Source organism: Streptomyces sp. F001 (assembly GCF_004187715.1).
In the GTDB taxonomy this organism is placed as follows: domain Bacteria; phylum Actinomycetota; class Actinomycetes; order Streptomycetales; family Streptomycetaceae; genus Streptomyces; species Streptomyces flavusporus.
On record NZ_QZWF01000008.1, the window covers coordinates 81,505 to 99,217 of the forward strand.

Annotated in this window: 16 protein-coding genes, 1 other RNA gene and 3 pseudogenes; 11 read left to right on the forward strand and 9 right to left on the reverse strand. The window is 71.2% G+C overall.

Annotation, left to right across the window (positions count from 1 at the left end; genetic code table 11):
• Positions 1-13: 13 nt before the first annotated feature.
• Positions 14-820: an SDR family oxidoreductase gene (locus StrepF001_RS26720; protein ID WP_129800781.1), complete on the forward strand. Its 807-nt coding sequence runs from the start codon at positions 14-16 to the stop codon at positions 818-820.
• A 264-nt stretch (positions 821-1,084) separates the two neighbouring features.
• Here the strand turns inward: StrepF001_RS26720 and StrepF001_RS26725 are convergent, their stop codons facing one another.
• On the reverse strand, positions 1,085-2,071 hold the full coding sequence (locus tag StrepF001_RS26725) for an aldo/keto reductase (protein ID WP_129800782.1): 987 nt from the start codon (positions 2,069-2,071) through the stop codon (positions 1,085-1,087).
• Positions 2,072-2,135: 64 nt separating this feature from the next.
• A complete protein-coding gene (locus StrepF001_RS26730) occupies positions 2,136-2,462 on the reverse strand; it encodes a nuclear transport factor 2 family protein (RefSeq protein ID WP_129800783.1) in 327 nt (108 codons plus the stop codon).
• A gap of 156 nt (positions 2,463-2,618) precedes the next feature.
• Here StrepF001_RS26730 and StrepF001_RS26735 point away from each other — a divergent pair, with 156 nt between their 5' ends.
• The 4 genes from StrepF001_RS26735 to StrepF001_RS26750 all read left to right on the forward strand — a co-directional run bounded on the left by StrepF001_RS26735 (position 2,619) and on the right by StrepF001_RS26750 (position 5,285).
• The gene (locus StrepF001_RS26735) at positions 2,619-3,185 is read left to right on the forward strand and encodes a DoxX family protein (RefSeq protein WP_129800784.1); all 567 of its coding nucleotides are present in this window, start codon (positions 2,619-2,621) and stop codon (positions 3,183-3,185) included.
• Positions 3,186-3,277: 92 nt separating this feature from the next.
• Positions 3,278-3,634 (forward strand): MazG-like family protein, encoded by a 357-nt coding sequence (locus tag StrepF001_RS26740; RefSeq protein ID WP_206306957.1) that lies wholly within the window; start codon positions 3,278-3,280, stop codon positions 3,632-3,634.
• Positions 3,635-3,714: 80 nt separating this feature from the next.
• Positions 3,715-4,851, forward strand: a complete 1,137-nt coding sequence (locus StrepF001_RS26745) for a molybdopterin-dependent oxidoreductase (RefSeq protein WP_129800785.1) — start codon at positions 3,715-3,717, stop codon at positions 4,849-4,851.
• Complete coding sequence (locus StrepF001_RS26750; RefSeq protein ID WP_129800786.1) at positions 4,848-5,285, forward strand: hypothetical protein; 438 nt, start codon at positions 4,848-4,850, stop codon at positions 5,283-5,285. Before StrepF001_RS26745 ends, StrepF001_RS26750 begins: the two co-directional genes overlap by 4 nt.
• A gap of 19 nt (positions 5,286-5,304) precedes the next feature.
• On the opposite strand, the pseudogene StrepF001_RS48300 reads toward StrepF001_RS26750, so the two are convergent.
• The 3 genes and pseudogenes from StrepF001_RS48300 to StrepF001_RS26770 all read right to left on the reverse strand — a co-directional run.
• Positions 5,305-5,472, reverse strand: a pseudogene (locus StrepF001_RS48300) (transcriptional regulator); the annotation flags it as partial.
• A 48-nt stretch (positions 5,473-5,520) separates the two neighbouring features.
• Entirely contained in the window at positions 5,521-8,055 is a 2,535-nt protein-coding gene (locus tag StrepF001_RS26765) for a glycoside hydrolase family 65 protein (RefSeq protein WP_206306951.1), read from the reverse strand.
• Positions 8,052-8,792 (reverse strand): beta-phosphoglucomutase family hydrolase, encoded by a 741-nt coding sequence (locus StrepF001_RS26770; RefSeq protein ID WP_129800958.1) that lies wholly within the window; start codon positions 8,790-8,792, stop codon positions 8,052-8,054. Before StrepF001_RS26770 ends, StrepF001_RS26765 begins: the two co-directional genes overlap by 4 nt.
• 176 nt (positions 8,793-8,968) lie before the next feature.
• Between StrepF001_RS26770 and StrepF001_RS26775 the strand changes: the two genes are divergently transcribed.
• The 3 genes and pseudogenes from StrepF001_RS26775 to StrepF001_RS48305 all read left to right on the forward strand — a co-directional run bounded on the left by StrepF001_RS26775 (position 8,969) and on the right by StrepF001_RS48305 (position 10,613).
• Entirely contained in the window at positions 8,969-9,772 is an 804-nt protein-coding gene (locus StrepF001_RS26775) for a DUF427 domain-containing protein (RefSeq protein ID WP_129800787.1), read from the forward strand.
• Between the two features lie 258 nt (positions 9,773-10,030).
• Positions 10,031-10,426: pseudogene (locus tag StrepF001_RS26780) on the forward strand (aldolase); the annotation flags it as partial.
• 19 nt (positions 10,427-10,445) lie between these two features.
• Positions 10,446-10,613 carry a 5-deoxy-glucuronate isomerase gene (locus tag StrepF001_RS48305; protein WP_240797706.1) on the forward strand — a complete coding sequence of 56 codons (168 nt, stop codon included), beginning with the start codon at positions 10,446-10,448 and terminating at the stop codon, positions 10,611-10,613.
• A 285-nt stretch (positions 10,614-10,898) separates the two neighbouring features.
• Here the strand turns inward: StrepF001_RS48305 and rnpB are convergent.
• Positions 10,899-11,302: RNase P RNA component class A (rnpB, locus tag StrepF001_RS26790), an RNA gene on the reverse strand.
• Positions 11,303-11,385: 83 nt separating this feature from the next.
• Between rnpB and StrepF001_RS48310 the strand changes: the two genes are divergently transcribed.
• Complete coding sequence (locus StrepF001_RS48310; RefSeq protein ID WP_240797692.1) at positions 11,386-11,628, forward strand: hypothetical protein; 243 nt, start codon at positions 11,386-11,388, stop codon at positions 11,626-11,628.
• Positions 11,629-12,216: 588 nt separating this feature from the next.
• Here the strand turns inward: StrepF001_RS48310 and StrepF001_RS26800 are convergent.
• Positions 12,217-13,044 (reverse strand): AraC family transcriptional regulator, encoded by an 828-nt coding sequence (locus tag StrepF001_RS26800; protein WP_129800788.1) that lies wholly within the window; start codon positions 13,042-13,044, stop codon positions 12,217-12,219.
• Positions 13,045-13,189: 145 nt separating this feature from the next.
• Positions 13,190-14,658: pseudogene (locus StrepF001_RS26805) on the reverse strand (RNB domain-containing ribonuclease).
• 76 nt (positions 14,659-14,734) lie between these two features.
• On the opposite strand from StrepF001_RS26805, the gene yaaA reads away from it, so the two are divergent.
• Both yaaA and eda read left to right on the forward strand, forming a co-directional pair.
• On the forward strand, positions 14,735-15,517 hold the full coding sequence (yaaA, locus tag StrepF001_RS26810) for a peroxide stress protein YaaA (RefSeq protein WP_129800789.1): 783 nt from the start codon (positions 14,735-14,737) through the stop codon (positions 15,515-15,517).
• Between the two features lie 75 nt (positions 15,518-15,592).
• Positions 15,593-16,228: a bifunctional 4-hydroxy-2-oxoglutarate aldolase/2-dehydro-3-deoxy-phosphogluconate aldolase gene (eda, locus tag StrepF001_RS26815; RefSeq protein WP_240797693.1), complete on the forward strand. Its 636-nt coding sequence runs from the start codon at positions 15,593-15,595 to the stop codon at positions 16,226-16,228.
• On the opposite strand, the gene StrepF001_RS26820 is transcribed toward eda, so the two are convergent.
• A complete protein-coding gene (locus StrepF001_RS26820) occupies positions 16,203-17,705 on the reverse strand; it encodes a bifunctional RNase H/acid phosphatase (RefSeq protein ID WP_129800790.1) in 1,503 nt (500 codons plus the stop codon). The two genes, eda and StrepF001_RS26820, sit on opposite strands and share 26 nt — an antisense overlap.
• Between the last annotated feature and the right edge of the window lie 8 nt (positions 17,706-17,713).

Below are 17,713 nucleotides of genomic sequence, written 5' to 3' on the forward strand. Positions count from 1 at the left end.
ACGCTGCGAGCCCATGAATGCCAAGCAAACTGCCCTGCAGTCGAAGATCGCCGTGGTGACCGGCGCCGGCTCCGGCATCGGCCGCGCGGTCGCCGTGGAGCTGATGCGCGCGGGCTGGTCGGTGGCGCTCGCGGGACGCCGCCCGGAGGCCCTGGAGGAGACGGCGGCACTCGTACCCGAGGGGGTCTCCCTCGTCGTACGCACGGACGTGTCACAACCTGGGGACGTGGCCGGACTCTTCACCGCCACCGTCGAGCGGTTCGGGCGGATGGACCTGCTGTTCAACAACGCGGGGACGTTCGGGCCGGGCGGGGTCCCGGTCGAGGAGCTGCCGTACGAGGCCTGGCGGCACGTGGTGGACACCAACCTCAACGGGGCGTTCCTGTGCGCGCAGGCGGCGTACCGGCAGATGAAGGAGCAGGACCCTCCCCCACTCTCGGCTTCGCTCGAGCGGGGGCACCCCCATGGCGGCCGGATCATCAACAACGGTTCGATCTCCGCCCATACGCCCCGCCCGCACTCGGTCGCCTACACGGCCACCAAGCACGCGCTGACCGGCCTCACCAAATCCCTGTCACTGGACGGGCGCCCGTACCGCATCGCGGTGGGGCAGATCGACATCGGCAACGCGGCGACCGACATGACGCAGCGGATGCAGACGGGCGCGCTGCAGGCCGACGGAGAGGTCAGGCCCGAGCCCGTGATGGACGTCGCCGATGTGGCGCGCACGGTGCGGCACATGGCGGAGCTGCCGTTGGAGGCGAACGTGCAGTTCGCGACGGTGCTGGCGACGGCGATGCCGTACGTGGGACGCGGCTGAACCGTCACCCCGCACCCGCGTGAACGCTCAACCTGCACAACCGGAGTTTCACCGTCCGCCTCATTGCTGCCGGTAGAGGACTTATGCTCAACTCTCCTCCACAGGAACTTCACACTTGGAGTGTCGAGCTTCCGCGGGCCACACCGAGGGGGGAGGCGGCGGCTGTTCCACGGCACCGGTTGGGGGTGGACCTCGCGTGGGACCGCGAGGTGCGCACCGGGGCCGTGGAACAGCCGCCGCACACATCGAGGGCCGGCGTGTGGTTCACCGCCCGACGATGCGGTCCACCTCCGTCAACTGCTCGGCGGTGAGCGCTCCGTGGGCCATGGCGCCGGCGTTCTCCTCGGCCTGGGCGACGGATCGGAAGCCCGGGATCGGCACGGTGTGCGGGCTACGCGCCCACAGCCAGGCAAGGGCACCCTGCCCGAGCGTACGACCGCCACTGGTGAGAACGTCCCGCAGCGCGTCGACGCGGGCCAGCCACGCCGGATCGGCTCCGGACCCCGTGGCGAAGCCCTGCAGCCAGGCCGGCGGCCTGCTGCGGATGTCCCCGGTCTCCAGGCGCGGCCGCCCGGCGTGCCGGCCGGTGAGCAGGCCCATGGCGAGCGGGCTGCGGTTGATGCTGGCCAGACCGGCCTCCTCGCACAGCGCGAACATCTCCGGCGCGTCGTGCAGCACATTGGCGGCGTGCTGAACGGCCGCACAGTGCGCCCCCTCGGCGAAGACGGCGGCGCGGGCGGGGTCGTCGGTGCTCCACGCGTACGCCCGGATCAGCCCCTCCTGCACGAACTCCTCGCAGGCATCGCGGAGTTCGGCGGCCCTTTCGGCGTCGGCGTCGGACAGGTGGAACTGGTAGAGGTCGATGTGGTCGGTGTCGAGACGGCGCAGGGAGGCGGTCAGCGCACGGCGGGCGTACGCCGGGGAGTCGTCGCCGCCGGTGAGGGTGCGGGTGCCCTCGTCGAAGACGTTGCCCCACTTGGTGGCGACGACGACATCGTCCCGGCGTTTGCCGAGGGCACGCCCGAGGATGCGTTCGCTGTGGCCGGTGCCGTAGGTGTCGGCGGTGTCGAAGAAGGTGACACCGAGGTCGAGGGCGCGGTGGATCGCCCGTACGGACTCCTCGTCGTCGACCCTGCCCCAGCCGAGCGGCTGCCCGCTGGCATCCTGCCATTCACCGCCGATCGCCCAGCAGCCGAAGCCGAGGGCGCTGACCTGGATGCCGCTGCGTCCGAGTGTCCTGGTGATCTCCATGCCTCGGGAGGCTAGGAGTTGAAGCGCACTTCAACGCAAGGCCTTCCGGCCGTCGTACGGGCGCTCACGCCTGCCCGGTCTCGAAACGGGAGATCCTCCCGTCGTCCTCGACGACGAAGCTCCACCGGGTACGCATCTCGCCCCAGGTGTCGTTGCTGTAGCGGGCGATGAGGGAGCGGCCGCCGTTCGACTCGTTGTCGACCTCCATATGGCCGTGGGAAAAGAAGATCTCCCGGTCGATCCAGTCTGCGAGGTCGCGGTCCGCACCGTCGTCCGACATGGTCGCGCCGGGTGCGAGGAGGGTCAGGAAGCCCTCCCGGTCATGGGCGTTGACAGCGGTGACGAAGGCGCGAACGGCCGGGTCACTCAGCTTGGCTGGCTGAATCGTCATGCCAGCAGACTCACATCGCGCCGCACGGGCCGCCACCCGAACGGCTGCCCGGGAGGGCCGGCGGGTGGCAGGGATGCGACGGTGGGAGCGGGGAGATCGGGGAAATTCGGGAAACCGGGTGGGGAACTGTTCCTGCTGTCTGCTCCGGGAGTCATCGTGACCTGCTACGACCGACATGATCTGGGCCTGCTGCTGCTCCGGATGGGCACTGGCGGGGTTCTTGCGGCGAACGGCGCGCAGAAGCTGTTCGGCTGGTTCGGCGGGGGCGGGATCGAGGGGACGGCCCAGTGGTTCGAGTCCGTCGGCTACAAGCCCGGCAAGGCCAGCGCCATGGCGGCGGGACTGGCGGAGTTCGGCGGCGGCACACTGCTGGCGCTGGGCCTGGCCACCCCGGCGGCGGGCGCGGTGGCGGCCGGAAACATGGCGGGCGCGGCCGCGGTGCACGCCCCGAACGGCTTCTTCAACACGGAGGGTGGCCTCGAGCACCCCGCCACCCTCGGCCTGGCCGCGACCGGCATCGCCATCGCGGGCCCCGGCCGCCTCTCCCTCGACCACGCCCTCGGGCACATCCTCGACCGCGGCTGGATGGTCCCGGCGGCGCTCGGCGCGGCGGCGGCGGGCGCGGCCGTGGTGGTGGGCATGCGCAACCGGCGGGTGCGGCAGGAGCAGCGGGAGGCGGAGGGCAGCCAGGACCCGCTGTTCGAGGAGTCGTTCGAGGAGTAGCCCACCGCAAGGGCGCTGCTCGAGAAGTGACCGCCTGGCAGGCTGCGGGCATGGCAGGCTGCCGAGTCATGAGTGATGCCATGAGCGACGCCATGAGCGACAAGGTCACGCCCACGACACTCCCCACCGACCTGTGGACCTCCATCGACGACCTGTGGCGGTGGCTGGACGCGAACCGGGCGCACGGCGACCGGGAAGGCCTGCTCCTGCGCATCCTGAAGCTGTCCGAGGAGGTCGGCGAGGTCGCCCAGGCGGTGATCGGCGCGACCGGCCAGAACCCGCGCAAGGGCACCACCCACACCTGGGAGGACGTCCGGTCCGAACTGTGCGACGTGGTCATCACGGCCCTGGTGGCCCTGCGCACGCTGACGCCGGATGCGCGGGAGGTGTTCGCGGAGCACCTGGGGCGGGTCAGGGAATGGTCGGTGGGGAGTGGGCCGGTCTCCTGAGCGTTGAGCGCGGGCGGCGTCAGAGTTCCGTAAGGCGGAATCGGTTCCGATGAGCGGCGCGGGACGCGTGCAATGGCGTCATGGACCTTCCCGCCCTCCTCCCCCGTTTTCGAGGCAGGCTGCACGATCCGCGCACGGCCACCGTGGTGGGCCGCCTCCTCGGAGTGGCCGTCCTCGTCTGCTTCGTGACCGGTGTGGTCAGCCACTACCTCCAGGAACCGCCCGCCTGGCTGTCGGCACACCTGCCCACCCGCCCGGTCTCGGGCTACCGCGTCACCCAGGGCCTGCACGTGATCAGCGGCACAGCGGCGGTACCACTCCTCCTGGTGAAACTGTGGACGGTCTACCCCCGCCTGTTCGCCTGGCCACCCGTCCGCTCGGTGACCCACGCACTGGAGCGCCTGTCCATCGCCGTCCTGGTCGCGGCCACGCTGCTCGAACTGTTCATGGGCCTGCTCAACACGGTCCAGTGGTACGTGTGGCCGTTCTCCTTCCGCCAGGTGCACTGGGCCCTGGCCTGGGTCATCATCGGCTCCCTGCTGCTGCACCTGGCGGTGAAGGCCCCGGTCGTCCTGGCGAACTGGCGCCGCAGACCGACCGAGTTGCGGGAGCAGGACATCGAGGACGAGATCGACCGACGTTCCCTGCTGCTCGGCCTGGGCACCGCGGTCGGCGCGGTCACCCTCTTCACCGCCGGCCAGTCCGTGACTCCGCTGAAGGACCTGGCCCTGCTCGCCCCGAGAGATCCGGACGCAGGCCTCCAGGGACTGCCGGTCAACCGGACCGCGAGGGCCGCGGGCATCACCGAGGAAGCGGTGCGCGCCTGGCGACTCCACGTGGAAGGACCCAAGCCGTACGACCTGACGCTGGACGAACTGCGCGCGATGCCCCAGCACCGCGTCGAACTGCCCATCGCCTGCGTCGAGGGATGGTCCAAGTCCGCGCACTGGGAGGGCGTGCGCATCAAGGACCTCCTGGCCCGGGCCGGCCTCCCCGACGGCGCCCGCCTGAGGATCGTCTCCCTGCAACGCCGCGGCGGCTACGGCGTGACCGAGATGGACCGCCCCTACACCCGCGACGACCTGACCCTGCTCGCACTCCGCCTCAACGGCGAGATCCTGACGCCGGACCACGGCTTCCCGGCCCGCGTCATCGCGCCCAACCGACCCGGCGTACTGCAGACCAAATGGGTCACGAGGCTGGAGGTGCTCGCATGACGTCGACGACCGTGGTGCGTTTGCTCCTCGCGATACCCGGCCTGGCCGCCATCGGCTTCGGCATCCAGCAGTTCGTCGTACGCACCCACCCCGACGTGTCGGACGCCAGGGAGCTGGCGCTGTGGCTGGGCGGCGCGGTGGTACTGCACGACGGACTCCTGGTGCCGACGGTCCTCCTCCTGGGCCTGCTCATCAGCCGCGCCGGGCGTCTGCGCCCGATCCTGCGCGGCTCGCTCCTGACCGGCGGCTGCCTGACCCTCATCGCCCTGCCGCTGCTCCTGCGCCCGGGGCGCCCGGCGAACCCGACGGTTCTGCCGCGGGACTACTGGGTCTCGTGGTCCGTGATCCTCGCGGCCACCGTCGCCGTCACGGTCGCCGTGGCCTGGGTGACGAGGCGTTGCCGGTCACGCCGACCGCGCCCGGCAGGGAGGTGAAGAACTCGAGTGCAGGCGGCGGCAGCAACGACTCCGCGGGACCGCTGTACGAGAGCTCGGGCGGGCGTACTCCCCGCACCGAGACCAGAGGGCCGTCCGCCACGCGGGTCACATCAGCAATGGCGATCGCCTCGGCCTTGAGTGAGGCGTCGTCACCTGCCGCGGCCGGCTCCAATGCAGCGCGCACCGCGTAGTCCGCATGCGGCGGTTATCCCTCACGGTCGTGCCCAACCCGTCACCGCTCGCTCTTCCGGTCAGGCGGGAAGGGTGAACGGAGCGCGCGCACCGTTTGTCGCGGGCTCCCGGCCCCGGCGAACGGGACCTGGGCGACGGGCTGCGCGTCCGCCCGGCCGGCACTGACCTGTCCAACCGCGTCAACAAGGACCTCGAACGCCGCGGATTCACCTTCGTCGGCACCACGAAGCTCAGCGGCGTGGCGGAGGTCGCCGGCCCGGCGGTTGGGTGGGCTCGGGCAGGCGGTGGGCTTCTCGACGGGGCGGGTCTGCGGTCCCTCTTTGGCGAGGGTGATCACCTCGCCGCAGTGGCTGACCTGGAGGGGTTCCCCTTCCAGCAGTGCATAGGTGACCTGTGAGCCCGTGACGTCGACCCGCAGGCAACGCTGCCGGAACAGCACCGAGAAGGCCAGCCGGCTGAGCTTTTCGGGCAGTCTGGGGGCGAAGTGCAGGACGTCTCCGTGGTCGCGCATACCACCGAAGCCGGCCACCAGTCCTATCCAGGTGCCTGCGAGAGAGGCGATGTGCAGTCCGTCGCGGGTGTTCTTCTGCAGGTCTGCCAGGTCGATCAGCGCGGCCTCGCCCAGGTAGTCGTAAGCCAGCCGCAGGTGGCCCACTTCGGCGGCCATGACGCACTGGACACAGGCGGACAGCGAGGAGTCCCGGACGGTCAGCGGTTCGTAGTAGGCGAAGTTCCGCGCCTTCTGGTCGTCTTCGAAGGCATCACCGCACAGGAACATCGACAGCACCAGGTCCGCTTGCTTGACCACCTGTTTCCGGTACAGGTCGAAGTACGGGAAGTGCAGCATCAGGGGATACTGCTCCGTCGGCGTGCCCGCGAAGTCCCACACGCCGAGAGCGGTGTAGCCGGCCGACTGCTCGTGGACGCCCAGCGCACGGTTGTACGGCACGGCCATCGCCTTCGCCGCATCACGCCAGTCGGCGGTCTCTTCCTCGTCGACGCCCAGCGCTGCGGCCTGCGCCGGGTGGCGCTCGGCGGCATCGACGGCGGCCTGCAGATTCGCCCGGGCCATGAGGTTGGTGTAGGTGTTGTCGTTCGCGAGTGCGCTGTACTCGTCGGGGCCGGTGACGCCGTCGATGTGGAAGCGGCCACCGGAGTCGTGATGACCGAGGGAGTGCCACAACCGGGCCGTCTCCACGAGCAGTTCCACACCAGCCTCGCGCTCGAAGTCAGTGTCGCCGGTGGCCGAGACGTAGCGCACCACGGCGGCGGCGATGTCGGCGTTGATGTGGAAGGCAGCGGTGCCGGCCGGCCAGTACCCGGAGCATTCCGCTCCGTTGATCGTCCGCCATGGGAAGGCCGCACCCCGCAGTCCGAGTTGGCGGGCACGGGCACGCGCCGTCGGCAGGGTGTCCTGTCGCCAGTGCAAGGCCTCGGCGACGCAGTTCGGCGAGGTGTACGTGAGCAGCGGCAGAACGAACGTCTCGGTGTCCCAGAAAGAGTGTCCGTCGTATCCGGAGCCGGTAAGGCCTTTGGCCGGAATCGCCCGCTGCTCGGCCCGGTTGCCGGCCTGCAGTACGTGGAAGATGGCGAAGCGGACGGCTTGCTGGATTTCCGCGTCGCCGTCGACCTCGATGTCGGCATGCCGCCAGAAGCCGTCGAGGTACTCTCGCTGCTGGTCGACCAGGCCCTGCCAGCCGGTGCTGCGGGCACCGGCGAGTGCGGCCTCCACCTGGTCCCGGACGGCCGGCAACGAGCGGATCCCGGACCAGCCGTAGGAGACGAACTTCTCGATGCGAAGACTCTCGCCGGGGTCGAGGACCGCAGTGACGGTGACACGGCCCACATCATCCGTACTCTCACTGGTGGTCCGGACGGATTCGGGGCCCTGCACCACGTGGTCGGCCGCGGCTGCGACACGCTGACTGCTGCGTGCCGTGGAGTGAACCAGGCACAGGCGCATGTCGATCGCAAAGTGCTCCTCGGGCCGAAGACACGACTTCAGAGCGGCGCCGGCCCGAGGATCGCCGACGAACGCGGGCAGTTGCTCGTTGGCGACGATCTCCGACTGGACGACGACGTTCGTCCGGGCGTCCACCGGTTCCACTTCGTAGGCGACGGCGGCGATGGCCCGCTGGGTGAAGGAGACCAGTCTGGTGGAGCGCACGCGTACCGTCCTACCGACCGGCGACGTCCACTCGCAGACGCGGTGGAGCAGTCCGCGACGCAGGTCGAGCACGCGCTCATGGGAACGCAACCGCCCGTAGCGCAGGTCGAACGGTTCGTCGTCGACGAGCAGCCGGATGAGCTTGCCGTTGGTCACGTTGATCACCGTCTGGCCGGATTCCGGGAATCCGTAGCCGGCTTCCGCGTACGGCAGCGGATGTTGCTCGTGCACACCGTTGAGGTAGCTGCCGGGCAAAGCGTGCGGCTCGCCCTCGTCGAGGTTGCCGCGCCAGCCGACGTGCCCGTTGGACAGGGAGAAGACGGATTCACTCTGTGCGAGAACGTCCAGGTTGAACTCGGTCTCGCGCAGACACCACGGCTCGACGGCGTAGGCGGTATGGCTGATCACGACGGACTCTCCAGCAGCTCGGCGAGGTCGGACACCACGATGTCGGCACCGTGCCGCCGCAGCGCGTCCGCCTGGCCGACGCGGTCGACGCCCACCACGGCCCCGAAACCACCGGCCCGTCCCGCGTCCATACCAGCCAGGGCGTCTTCGAATACGGCCGCCGCCTGAGGTTCGGCGCCCAGGTCGCGTGCGGCTTCGAGAAAGGTGTCCGGGTGTGGCTTGCCGGAGAGCCTGCGCTCGGCAGCGACCAGGCCGTCGATCCGCACGTCGAAGCGGTCTTCCATGCCCGCTGAGATCAGGATCTCGCGGCAGTTGGCGCTGGAGGAGACGACGGCCGTACTGAGCCCGGCTGCCCGTACGGCATCGACATAGCGCACGGACCCGGCATACGGCTCGACACCCTGGGTGCGGATCTTCTCCAGAAAGAGGGCGTTCTTACGGTTGCCGAGCCCGCGCACGGTGTCCGACTCCGGCGGATCATCGCCCTTTCCCTCCGGCAGCTCGATACCGCGCGATGCCAGGAAAACCCGCACCCCGTCGACGCGCGGCCGTCCGTCGACGTACTGCTCGTAGTCCGTCGCGTCGAAAGGACGGAAGGCGGGCCCCTCTCGCCGCCGCAGGAAGTCGTCGAAGGTTTCCTTCCATGCGGCGGCATGCACGACGGCGGTCTCTGTCAGCACGCCGTCGAGATCGAACAGGCATGCCGCCACTCTGTCCGGAAGGCCCAACTTAGTCATAGTTTGCCCTCTACCCGCAGCCGTCTCATTCATTCCTGATGACGCTGGGGAGCGGACGGGAGAGCCTCGAAGCCACAAGATGCCGTACGGCCGTCCCCGTGATTGCCTGGTAGTGACGCGGCCGATGCACAGCCCCTGGGGCCGCAGCGGCACGAATCGCCGCAAGGGCAAAGGCGATGGAGCACTACGCACCGGACTACCCGCAAATGATCGTCCCGGTCGGCCATGTCGAGCCTGTACCGCGCCGCATCCGCGGCTATGCGGCGAACCTTCTTGTCTTCGACACCGTGCGGGCACGATACGTGTGGCTGTGGCCGGGCTACCCGCAGTACTGCATCCCCCGGGAAGACATCCGCGAGGGGGCTCTCGTCGACGAGGGCCGAACCGTGGCACTACGGGTCGGCAGGGCGCGTCGTCTCACCCTCCGACTGGGCTCGCTCACCCGCCCGGGCGCGGCCTGGGAGTGGGCCGACGGCACAGCCCCTGACATCTCCGGCTGCGTCAGCTTCCGCTGGGAAGCCATCGACGCATGGTTCGAGGAGGACGAGCAGGTGTTCGTCCACCCCAGGAGCCCCTACACCCGCGTCGACGCACTCCGGTCGGGCCGCAGTGTCCGCGTCATGCTCGAGGGAGCTGTGCTGGCAGACGCACCCTCCTCGGTGATGGTCCTGGAGACAGGCCTCCCCACGCGCTACTACCTCGACCGCGTACATATCGACTGGACGCGCATGCAGCCCACCGACACCGTCACCAGCTGCCCCTACAAGGGCAGAACCAGCGGTTACTGGTCTGTCCGAACTGACACGGCCACCTACCCCGACCTCGCCTGGGCGTACGACTTCCCGACCCGGCAGGCAACGCCGATCGCCGGACTGGTCGCCTTCTACAACGAGCGCGTAGACCTCTACCTCGACGGGCACTTGCTGCCACGCCCGGCCGCCGTCACCAGAGCGATATGGGAGCGGGAACACCCGGCATGACATCACACACGGTGCTTGCGGGTCGCAGGGGAATGGAAGTCCAACATGAAGCGCCGTGTGCCCTGTTCGAACAGGACACGGACACCGACACTCAGTTGACGCTTTGTCCGCCGTCCACCATGACCGACTGACCGGTGACGCACGAGGCCCGGTCGGACAGGAGGAACAGAGCCACCCGAACGCGGATCGCGTCGGGACCGGGTTCCACCGCCGCCGCGCGTGCGAGCACGGCGACCGCGCCCTTGCCCGGCGTTTGGGTCCTTCGACGGCGGCAAGATGCTCACCCGCATCTCCCTCGACGACCCCGCGACACCGTGGGTGCCGGAGGACACCGCCCGCGCCGTCGACGAGCTCAACGCCCATCACCGCATCGCGATGGTGGAACCGTTCCTCAGCAGCTGGCAGGACGGGAAGATCCGCAACGACCTGTCCACCGACGCCGCCGTCAAGTCCGTCACGATCGCCTCCGGCCTGGGCCGACGTACCGCCTGCACGTGGCTGAAGCTGCCCGTGGCCGAGGACACGGAGCGCGTCCTGGCCTCCTCGACGCTGCCCGCGCTGCTGCTGGGCGGCGAAGTCAAGGACCTGGACGCGGCCTTCGCCTCCTGGGGCAAGGCCCTCAAGCAGCCCACCGCGCAGGGTCTGGTCGTCGGCCGACGGACCCTACGACGTCCTGGTCACGCCCGAGTCGGCGGGCTGGGGATATTCCGGCCTCAGGATCCTGACCCTGAAGCCGGGCGAGGCCCACCCGCTGTCCACCCGGGACTCGGAGTTCCTGGTCCTGCCGCTGAGCGGCGGTTGCACCGTCACCACCGCCGGGCAGACCTTCGAACTCGAGTGACACACAGGCGTGTTCACCTCGGTCACCGACTTCGCATACCTGCCGCCCGATGCGGAGGCCCTGATCAGCCGCTCATCCGGGGGAGGTTCGCGCTGCCCGGACCCCGCAGTGCCGTCAAGTGGCGTTCGAGGGCTTCGGCGTTGCGGTGATCGGTGTCGGCGATGGTGGAACCGTGGTCGACAGCTGTGCAGAGCTCGGGATCGGCCCGGAGGCGGGCACCGGAGTCACCAGGCTCGGTGGCCCCGCTGATCTCCTCGGTCCAGATGGCCCACCCGTGTGAAACGACAGACGAGTCGGGCTGTACGCCGGGTTCTGTTCCCCCGGGCCCTCACGGCCCCGGAGGCGACGGCCATCCATCTAGGGCCGGCGTTGCCGCCGGCCTCGTGCGGTCTACCCGCGGACTCGGGCGGGCAGCCCTCGAGCGTCCGCGCAGGAGCACCGAGGCGCTCCCTCTTGACCTTGCTCCGGGTGGGGTTTACCTAGCTGCCCAGGTCACCCTGGGCACTGGTGGTCTCTTACACCACCGTTTCACCCTTACCGAGGGCCGAAGCCCCCGGCGGTTTGCTTTCTGTGGCACTGTCCCGCGGGTCACCCCGGGTGGCCGTTAGCCACCACCCTGCCCTGTGGAGCCCGGACGTTCCTCGGGAAGCCCCGCTAGGGGGACTCCACGCGGCCGTCCGCCCGGCTCGTCTGCCGTGTCGACCATGGTACCGGGCGAGCATCCTTCTTCGGACCGGCAGCCGTGGCCAGGACCGAGCCTGCCAGGATCAGGGTGAAGGCGACCGCGATCCCCGCCGTCAGTTCCTCGTCCAGGAACAAGGCTCCCGCCGCCACCGCCACCGCCGGGTTGACGTACGTGATCACCGTTGCCCGCGTCGGGCCCACCTCCTTGATCAGCTCCAGGAAGGCCACGAAGGCGACCGCCGTGCAGATGACGCCGAGAGCGGCGAGGGCGGTCAGGGTCTCGGCGGACGGCGTCGCCGAAGGCCAGGTGGCCGCGGCCACCGGCGCGTAGACCAGGGCGGCCAGCGCCAGGCAGGGGGCCGTGAGGTGGAGGGACGGGACGTCCTTCAGATGGCGGGCGGCGATCAACGGGGCCGTCGCATAGCCCAGCACCGTCAGCAGGACCTCGGCCAGGGAGCGGGCGTCGCCTCCCGTCAGGTGGGGGACCGTGAGCACGCCGACGCCGGTGAGGCCCAGGGCGAGGCCGGTGATCCTACGGGTGCCCAGGCGTTCCGCGGCGCCGAAGTAGCGGGCCAGGACGACGCCGACGATCGGGACGCCCGCGATCAGCAGGCCCGCCGTGGAGCTGGACAGGTGGCGTTCGGCGTCGGTGAGGGTCCACCAGGGGCCGATGATCTCGATGCACGCGAAGGCCAGCATCGGCTTCCAGTGCGTCCGGACGGTCCGGGCCAGGCCCGGTTGCCGTAGCGCGAAGGGGAGCAGGAGGGCTGCGCCCAGGGCGCAGCGCGTGAACACCACCATGGACGGGGACACCTCGTCCACCGCCACCTTGATCATCAGATAGGGGATGCCCCAGACCACTCCCATCAGGGAGAACAGGAGCCAGCCGCGTGCAGTCATGCGGGGAGTGTCGGTCCGGTCAGTCCCTGTTGTCTTGAACGCTGTTGCGGTACGCCGCCGGCGTCACCGCCAGCACACGGCGGAACCACCGGGTGAGGTGCGCCTGGTCGGCGAAGCCCACCAGCCCCGCGACCTCCGCCGGGCGCAGCCCGGACTCCAGCAGGCGGCGGGCCCGGTGCACCCGGTACTGGGCCAGCCAGGCGTACGGCGGTATCCCCATCGTCGTGCGGAAGGCCCGTAGAAGCTGGTAGCGGGACAGGCCCAGTTCGGCGGCGAGGTCGGTCAGGGAGGGGGGTGCGAGGAGTTCGTCGGCGAGGCGGTCGCGTACCGCGTGGGCGATGCGGTCGGCGCCGGGGACGGTGTCGTCGGTCGCGCGGGCCGTGGAGTGGCGGCGGGCCAGTGCCGTGAGCAGCCAGGGCAGGCGGGACTCGGCCTCCAGCGGATCCGGGCAGGCGCTCAGTTCGGTGTGCGCGCGGCGGAGGGCGGCGGCCAGTTCGGGATCGTCGAGGACGGGTTCGCGGAAGTGCGGGGTGCCGCCGAGAGTGCCGTCGGTGAGCAGGGCGGGCCCCGCGTACAGGGCGCGGTAGGCGTAGCCCTCGGGGGCGGCGGGGCCGCCGGTGTGCATCTCGCCGGGTTCGAGGACGACGATGGAGCCGGGGCCGGAATGGATGCGACCGCCCCGGTAGGCGATGACCTCCAGGCCGCCGATGGTGACGCCGACGGTGAGCTCCTCGTGGGCGTGCGGGGCGTAGACGTGCTGGGCGAAACGGGCGGTGAGCAGGTCCAGGGGCGGGCCGCAGCGGCCCAGGTGCGCCCTGGTCCAGCTGGCCTGTTCCCGTGCGTTCATCCCATACCCCCTAGGTCCTCAGGGGGGCAACGCCGAGGGGCTCAGAGAAAGTCCGAGGTGTCCAGGTCGAAGGCGAACGGCTCCGGGAGGGTGAGCGGTTTGGTGCGCGTGTACGCGGAGGACGCCGGCACCCTCGTAGCGGAGATCACGCAGGCGCGAAGCGCACCTTTGCCGCTGCCGGATCTGCCTGGGTGAGGCGGACCTGCAGGCGTTCGCCCAGCGGGAGGTGTTCGCCCTCGATCCGGCCGATGACGGCCGGGGACTCCAACTGCACGGTCCCGACGGTCGGGTGGCGTTCCTCCAGGTCCACCACGACGCCCGTGAAGACCTCCCCGACCCGGTCCTTGAGCAGCGCGGCCTCGACGATGTCCACGCACTGCCGCTCCACCGTGCCCGCCCGCCGTGCGCCCTCGGCCATCTCCGCGGGCAGCGCGTCGAGCGCGGCGAGCACCCAGTCCGGCGGGTCCTGGTCGGCGACGGCGGCGAGGCAGATCTCGGCGGCGTACCGATCGGTGAGGCGGCGCAGGGGGGCCGTGCAGTGGGTGTAGGGCGCGGCGACGGCGGAGTGCATGGTGATCGGCGGGAGCGCGCCGTCGCGGAAAACCGTGTAGCCGGCGCCGCGCAGCAGGGTCGTGCACTCCTGCAGGAAGGCCGCATGGCGGGGATCGTGCGGGTCGAGGGAGCGGACCAGTTCGGCGTACGAGACGTGGTGCGGCCAGTCGATGTGCAGGGCGTGCGCGGTGCGGCGCAGGCGGCCGACGTCCCCCACTCTCGGCTTCGCTCGAGCGGGGGGACCCCCATCGTCGGGGGCGGCGGGCAGGGTGCGCAGGACGCCGGTGCCGTAGGAGAGCATCAGGTCGGCCGCTGCCATGCCGGTGAGCAGGGAGATCTGTGCGTTCCAGCCGTCGGCGGGGAGCGGGGCGCGGTAGGCCGGTTCGTAGGTGTGGTCCCGCTCGACGATCTCCTGCTCGGGCACGCCCAGCGAGATGCCGCCGCGCTCGATCTCCAGCCGCTCGCGCAGCAGCCCGACGGTCTTCAGCAGGGTGAGCGGCTCCTCGGCGGTCCCCGCGTCGATCTCCCGCTGCACGCCCGCGTAGTCGAGCCTGGCCCGGCTGCGGACGAGGGCGCGGCGGATGTCGACGGCGAGCGTATGGCCGTCCGCGTCGAGGTCGATCGTCCACAGCACGGCGGGGTGGGGCTGTCCCGGCAGCAGGCTCGCGGCGCCCTCGCCGAGGACCGCCGGGTGCAGCGGAACCCTCTCGTCCGGGAAGTACAGGGTCATCACCCGCCGGTGGGTCTCGGCGTCGAGCGGGCCGCCGGGCACGACGAAGGCGGCGACGTCCGCGATGGCGTACCGGAGGCGGTAGCCGGTGCCCTGCCGGGACAGGTGGAGTGCCTGGTCGAGGTCGGTGGCGGTGGGCGGGTCGATGGTGAAGAGGGGGATGTCGGTGGCGTCGTAGGACGGCAGTGCGGGGGCTTGGCCGCCCGTTCGGCCTCGGCGAGGACCTCGGCCGGGAAGCCGTCGGACACACCGAGCTCGGCACGCAGCGCGGCGAGGGCGGCCCGGAGGGGGGTGTCTGGGGCGCCGGTCACGCGGATGTGGCGGCGGGGCATACAGCGAGCGTAGGGCGGGGGTGGCGAGGTGGCACGCCGTAACCTCTGGTGCAGAGTTTCTAGGTAAGGAGTACGCGTGCTTGTCCTGCTGCCGCCCTCGGAAGGCAAGGCCCCTTCCGGCCGTGGCGCCCCGCTGAAGCCGGAGTCGCTGTCGCTGCCGGAGCTCAACCCCGCCCGCGAGGCGGTGCTCGACGAGCTGGTCGAGCTCTGCGCCGGCGACGAGGTCAAGGCACGCGAGGTGCTCGGGCTGAGCGAGGGACTGCGCGGGGAGGCCGCCAAGAACGCGGAGCTGCGCACCGCCGGGGCGCGGCCCGCCGGGGAGATCTACACGGGTGTGCTGTACGACGCCCTGGACCTGGCCTCCCTCGACCCGGCCGCCAAGCGGCGTGCCGCACGCTCCCTGCTGGTCTTCTCCGGTCTGTGGGGCGCCGTCCGGGTGACGGACCGCATCCCCTCCTACCGCTGCTCGATGGGCGTGAAGCTGCCGGGGCTCGGCGCGCTGGGCGCGCACTGGCGTGCACCGATGGCCGCCGCGCTGCCCGAGGCTGCCGGGAGCGGGCTGGTGCTGGACCTGCGGTCCTCGGCGTATGCGGCGGCGTGGCGGCCGAAGGGCGAACTCGCCGGGCGCACGGCGACCGTGCGGGTGCTGCACGCACCGACCCGGAAGGTGGTCAGCCACTTCAACAAGGCGACGAAGGGGCGGATCGTCCGCAGCCTGCTGTCGGCCGGGGCGGCGCCGAAGGGTCCTGCCGAGCTGGTGGAGGCGCTGCGGGACCTCGGGTACGAGGTGGAGGCGCAACCTCCGGTGAAGGCGGGCACGGCGTGGGGGCTGGATGTGCTGGTGGACGAGGTCCACTGAGCCGCGCGAGCGGAGCCGTTGCAGCATACGCAACGTTCTTTGCGCATGCTGCGCACCCCGGGCACGATGACCTGCATGACCGTCTCTGTTCTTGACCTTGCTCCCGTCGTCCCCGTGGTCGTCGTCCGGGACGCCGCCGACGCCGTGCCGCTGGCGCGTGCGCTGGTCGCCGGGGGACTGCCCGCGATCGAGGTGACGCTGCGGACGCCGGCCGCGCCGGACGCGATCCGGGCGATCGCCGGCGCGGTGCCGGACGCGGTGGTCGGGGCGGGCACGGTGATCACGCCCGCTCAGGTGACGGAGTCGGTGGCGGCGGGGGCGCGCTTTCTGGTGAGCCCGGGCTGGACGGACGTACTGCTGGAGGCGATGACGGCGTCCGGGGTGCCGTTTCTGCCGGGGGTGTCGACCACGTCGGAAGTCGTGGCGCTGCTTGAGCGTGGGGTGCGGGAGATGAAGTTCTTCCCGGCGCAGGCCGCGGGCGGTACGGCGTATCTGAAGTCGCTCGCCGGGCCGCTGCCGCAGGCGCGGTTCTGCCCGACGGGTGGGATCGGGCTCGCGTCCGCTCCGGAGTATCTGGCACTGCCCAACGTCGGCTGTGTGGGCGGGAGCTGGATGGTTCCCGAGGACGCGGTGGCGGCGCGGGACTGGGGGCGGATCGAGGAGCTGGCTCGGGAGGCGGCCGGGCTCAGCGCAGGTGGGACGTGTCGTTGAGGAGGCGGACGCTGGCGTTGCCGTCGGCGTAGTACGCCACCACCGACAGGGAGGCGGCCGACAGTTCCATGCGGAACAGGGACTCGGGCGGGGCGCCCAGGGCGAGCCGTACGAACGTCTTGATCGGCGTGACGTGCGTGACCAGCAGGACCGTGCGGCCCGCGTACGCCGCGACCAGCTTGTCGCGGGTGGCGGCGATCCGGGTGGCGGTCGCCGCGAAGCTCTCGCCGCCGCCGGTCGGTTCGGCGTCCGGGGAGGCGAGCCAGGCGCTCAGGTCGTCCGGGTAGCGCTCGTGGACCTCGGCGAAGGTGAGCCCCTCCCACGCGCCGAAGTCGGTCTCGCGCAGGCCGTCGTCGATGCTGACGTCGAGGCCGAGGCGGGCGGCGACGACACCGGCGGTCTCGCGGGTACGGGCGAGGGGGGAGGCGACGATCTCCTGGATCGTTCCGCGCCTCGCCAGCGCCGCGGCCACCCGCTCGGCCTGCTCCCGGCCGGCGTCGGAGAGGGAGGGGTCGGTTCCGCCACTGCCCGAGAAACGCTTCTGCGGCGTGAGCGGCGTCTCACCGTGCCGCAGCAGCACGAAGGTGGCGGGGGTGCCGAGATCGGGGGCACCCCAGCCGACGGTCGGCGTGGCCACGGCCCGCGCGGCGCGCACGTCGGCGTCGGCCTTCGCGGAACCGCTGCCGCGCGCCCCCTCAACGGGAGAAGCCGCGGAACGCTCCGCCGGCGCCGCACGCGCATCGGCGTCGGCCTTCACGTCACCACTGCCCCGCGCCCCCTCGGCCGGAGACGCCGCGGAACGCTCCGCCAGCGCCGCACGCGCATCGGCGCCGGCTTTCACGTCACCACTGCCCCGCGCCCCCTCGGCCGGAGACGCCGCGGAACGCTCCGCCGGCGCCGCATCGGCCCTCGCATCACCGCTCCCCCGCGCGCCCTCGCCGGGAGAAGCCGCAGAACGCTCCGCCAACGCCGCACGCACCCTCGCCGCGCCCGCCGTGGCATCCCCCGCCGGGCCCGACGGCTCGGGAACCGCAGGCTGCGCGACCGTCGACGGCGTCCACTGTTCGCCACGCGCGCCCGCGTCCATCGCCTCGTTCGCCAACCGGTCCGCGCGCTTGTTCTGCTCCCGCGGAATCCACTCGTACGTCACCCGGCCGGGCGGAAACACCCGCCCCGCCTCCATGGCCAGCGGCTTCATGTCGGGGTGCTTGATCTTCCAGCGGCCCGACATCTGCTCGACGACGAGCTTGGAATCCATGCGGACGTGCACCCTGGCCGTCGGGTCGAGGGCGTGGGCGGCGCGCAGGCCGGCCAGCAGACCGCGGTACTCGGCGACGTTGTTCGTCGTGGTGCCCAGGTACTCCGCGGCCTCCGCCAGCGTCCGGCCGGTCGCCGCGTCGATCACCACGGCGCCGTAGCCCGCGGGCCCCGGGTTGCCCCGGGAACCCCCGTCGGCCTCGACGATGAACTCCTGCACCCGTACGC